The 3,760-nt window shown below is 49.3% G+C and carries 5 protein-coding genes; 2 read left to right on the top strand and 3 right to left on the bottom strand.

Annotation, left to right across the window (positions count from 1 at the left end; all coding sequences use genetic code 11):
* Nucleotides 1–466 precede the first annotated feature (466 nt).
* Entirely contained in the window at nucleotides 467–1,525 is a 1,059-nt protein-coding gene (locus G519_RS47110; protein ID WP_051254230.1) for a YncE family protein, read from the top strand.
* Nucleotides 1,526–1,580: 55 nt separating this feature from the next.
* Here the strand turns inward: G519_RS47110 and G519_RS0140890 are convergent, their stop codons facing one another.
* Together G519_RS0140890 and G519_RS0140885 are read right to left on the bottom strand one after the other, a co-directional pair.
* The gene (locus tag G519_RS0140890; protein ID WP_029199445.1) at nucleotides 1,581–1,952 is read right to left on the bottom strand and encodes a hypothetical protein; all 372 of its coding nucleotides are present in this window, start codon (nucleotides 1,950–1,952) and stop codon (nucleotides 1,581–1,583) included.
* Complete coding sequence (locus G519_RS0140885; RefSeq protein WP_029199444.1) at nucleotides 1,949–2,341, bottom strand: lysylphosphatidylglycerol synthase domain-containing protein; 393 nt, start codon at nucleotides 2,339–2,341, stop codon at nucleotides 1,949–1,951. The genes G519_RS0140890 and G519_RS0140885 overlap by 4 nt, the downstream gene beginning before the upstream one ends.
* A gap of 227 nt (nucleotides 2,342–2,568) precedes the next feature.
* On the opposite strand from G519_RS0140885, the gene G519_RS0140880 reads away from it, so the two are divergent.
* The gene (locus G519_RS0140880; RefSeq protein ID WP_029199443.1) at nucleotides 2,569–3,360 is read left to right on the top strand and encodes a putative protein N(5)-glutamine methyltransferase; all 792 of its coding nucleotides are present in this window, start codon (nucleotides 2,569–2,571) and stop codon (nucleotides 3,358–3,360) included.
* Nucleotides 3,361–3,437: 77 nt separating this feature from the next.
* On the opposite strand, the gene G519_RS0140875 is transcribed toward G519_RS0140880, so the two are convergent.
* Nucleotides 3,438–3,760 (bottom strand): IS3 family transposase (locus G519_RS0140875; protein WP_029199442.1); only part of this gene is annotated, 323 nt, incomplete at its 5' end.

Raw genomic sequence — 3,760 nt, 5'->3', positions numbered from 1 at the left:
CTGGTGGCTGGTGGCTGGTGGCTGGTGGCTGGTGGCTAAACGATTATCCATCAAAGATGCAAAAAGTGCATCAAATTCAGTCTATATTGGCGATTTCAACAGATTTACTGCAAAAAGCGCATCAAATCAGTCAAATTCAGCCCACTTTGGGTCGAATTCCCGATATTTGATGCACAAAATGCATCATCGCTGCTCAAAATCAAAATAGCCGATATTTTGATGCACTTTTTGCATCTAATTGTGTGAAGAACCCACCCTCTGCTGCAAAAATGGCCAATACTAGCTAATGAGGTTGTTTAGATCAATTGGAGTAGCTAGCTATGTGTACGGTGTTTAGATTACTTGGAGTAGCTAGCACTGTGTCTATATCTAGAATATGGGATTAGCCAAAGGTTCCCCCTTACACGATTGCTCATATAGTAGTACTAATATGTGTACGAATATGTTCATTGAAAGGGGACCTTCCATGGATCGTAGACGAGATTCCCTCACCCTTGCCCGATTGTCGCAGACGTTGCCCCAAGTCATTACAATTGTTAAAGTAGCCGGGGCTGTCGGTGATATCCAAACGAATTCAGTAACGAATCGTGTCTATTTTGTTCATAGTGAAAGCCAAGTAGGTGTTCTTGATGGGAAGACCACTAAGGTCCTCCGAAATGTGAAGGTGGGCGATGGCACCACGTTCCTCGCGGTGAATTCCCGTACCAATCGCATCTACGCCACGAACTTCCAGGATGCTACCGTTTCCGTGATCAGCGGAAAAACAAACAGCGTGCTGACAGCTGTACGCGTCGGGCAGCGCCCTTATGGCCTTGGTATCCACCGAGGCAGCAATCGAATCTATGTAGCCAATCTGAGCGGCACGATTAGCGTCATAGACGGCAGCACCAACCGTATCCTCAAGACGTTGAGGGTTGGCGGATCACCAGCGCTTGTGTCCGTTAATGAGCGGACGAACCGCATTTATGTCACGAATGTAAGCACGGATTCGGTTCATGTGATTGATGGGAAGACACTTCAAGTCGTTACGACGATCAAAGTAGGCCGTAATCCCATTATTACACCGGCTATCAATAGCGTGACCAATCGTATTTACGTGGCTAATAACCTGAGCCGTTTTGCATCTGTGATAAAGGGCCGCACCCATGGGAAAAGCGTCCCCATTCAGCTAGGAAGCAGGCAAAGCGAGATCACTTTGAACCCGCTGTCGAATCGCATCTATGTCACAAGCGCGCAGCAGGAAGGCGGCGGCAAACTCTTCGTCCTTAACGGACAAACGAATAAGATCGAAAAGACTTTAAAGATCCCGACATTTTCATCGATTCTCGTCAATCCATTCACGAACCACTTTTTCGTCGGGCATTCCGAAGGAAGAAATTTATTTGTTTACAGTGGACGAACCAACACGCGTTTAACAACGCTTCGCACGGGGAAATCTGCGGGGAATATGGCATTGAACACACGGACGAACCGAGTCTATGTAGGAAATATGGGCACCATTACAGTTGTTCAAGACGGTATATGAAAGAAAGCCTCCAATCCCACGAGCAATCCGTGGACATGGAGGCTTTACTATATATTCACTCGAATGAAGCACGAAGATCGCTATTTTTCCGTTGAACAGACTTCATCAAATCGGCATTAACTTCTTTCTCGTCCGCCATGCTAATCAGCGCATGAACATCCTTCGGCAAGCATTTCCCGCCGTACCCGCGGCTATCCTCATACACGAAGGTATGGCTGCGGCCGATTCTCGGGTCCTCAAGCCAAACTTCCCGTAGCTCATTGTAATCAATCCCGTGTGCTCCGGCAATATCATAAAACTCATTGCAAAACGACACTTTAAGCGCAAGGAAGCAATTCTCCATATACTTCGCCATTTCGGCTGTACGGGCATCCGTCCGCCGGATTCTCACTTCTGCGTTGTACACCTGCTGGTAGCCACGGATCACAAGGCTAACATCCTCAGATTCGCCGCCAAATGTGAGCCACGTCCGATGACGCAGATCCGAGAAGGGGTGATCCACGGTTTCTCCATAGTATTCCGGCCATCTCCCGCTTTAACCGGAAGCAGATGATTCACGAGCAAGCTATAGCTGATGGCATGAAAATAAATGCTGAATCGCACCTCAGAGCCTGTATAAATTCGCCAAGCCGCAGCCTTTAGAAGGAAGGAGACTAGGTACACGACGAACATGAAGACCAACCATTGCGGTTGATGGAAAAGAAGTTCTACGTCGCGGAGCCATTCTTTCGAATCGAACCATTGCCACGTCAAAACAATAGAACAAACGATCAAAAGGATCGCCATGAAACGAATCATTTGTTTCTTTGTTGGCATATTTGTTGTGACCTTCTTTTAATTAAGGGTACCTCAAACTAGTTATGTATGAGAATGAGAATCATGCTCAGTATAGGTGGTTTAGGGGGCTACGTCAACCAAATCTTACTCAGGTGGATACCGGACAGAATGACTATAGCGATTCTTTATCCGCATTGTCATTCTATGTTTTGTTATCATGTTTATAAGGAAACATGATGGATTTATTCGAAAGAGAGTGAAGATAAATTATAAATGAAACAATCTATGTCAGCAGGCTTCGAGCAGCTGGTTGTGTTTTCGCCGAAGAGGAGGCCCGGTTGCTCGTCTCAGCAGCTCGGACGCCGGACGATCTCATCACCATGGTGGATCGTCGAGTCGCCGGTTTGCCTCTGGAACACGTCATCGGATGGGCGGAATTTTGCGGTCTCAAGATAGCCGTGGATCCAGGAGTCTTCGTACCTCGCCAGCGCACAGAGTTTCTCGTTCGCCAGGCCGCAGCCCTCGCACAGCCAGGAGCCGTAGTGGTCGACCTATGCTGCGGCTCGGGCGCGGTGGGCACAGTACTGGCTGCCGCCTTAGAACGAATCGATTTGTACGCCTCCGATATCGACCCAGCCGCAGTACGGTGTGCCCGCCGCAACGTCACTTCCGCCAGTGGTCACGTATTTGAAGGCGACCTCTACGAGCCGCTGCCCGTCATACTGCGAGGCCGCGTCGACATCTTGGTCGCCAACGCACCTTACGTTCCCACCGAGGCGATCAGGCTGCTGCCTCCAGAGGCTCGGATTCACGAGTCGCCGGTGGCGCTCGATGGAGGCGCAGATGGTCTTGACGTCCAGCGCCGGGTGGCGGCTGCGGCGCCACTCTGGCTGGCACCGGGTGGCCATCTTCTGGTCGAGACTAGCCAGCGGCAGGCGCCGCAGACAGCCAAAATTTTCGCTAGCAATGGGCTGATCCCGCAGGTGGCCAGATTAGACGAAATGGACGCCACAGTCGTAATAGGAACCAGGCCACGCCTGACCGCAAACGAGAGTTGAACCCTGCTTGGCAGAGCAGCAAAATAAAAACCCAGTCAAACACTTTATTTTGGTCTTACCCCTGTCAAGGAAAAAAGCTATGCTGCTAGCGCGCACCGATATTCAATCGGGGCGCGCTTTTTAAGTTTGGTTTGAAACCGTTGGTAGTTATAAAAATAAATATAATCTTCCACCGCTTGATGAATTTCAGTTCCTGATTTACACTGTTTGAGATACAACTTCTCTGACTTGAGATGCGAAAAAAAGGATTCGATGCATGCGTTATCCAGGCAGGTTGCTTTGCGAGAGTGGCTGCCTTTAACGCCGAATGCTTCTAATCGCGTGTTGTACGCCTGAGACGTATATTGGAAGCCTTGATCCGAATGGAGCACGGCTTCCGCTACGTCTCTTTTTCTTGTCC

Source organism: Paenibacillus alginolyticus DSM 5050 = NBRC 15375, assembly GCF_000422905.1.
In the GTDB taxonomy this organism is placed as follows: domain Bacteria; phylum Bacillota; class Bacilli; order Paenibacillales; family NBRC-103111; genus Paenibacillus_E; species Paenibacillus_E alginolyticus.
This window is presented reverse-complemented; position numbering and strand designations above follow the sequence as displayed.

Coding starts and splice junctions, on each gene's coding strand:
- G519_RS47110 (WP_051254230.1), top strand. CDS start 467: ATGGATCGTAGACGAGATTCCCTCACCCTTGCCCGATTGTCGCAGACG.
- G519_RS0140885 (WP_029199444.1), bottom strand. CDS start 2,341: ATGCCAACAAAGAAACAAATGATTCGTTTCATGGCGATCCTTTTGATC.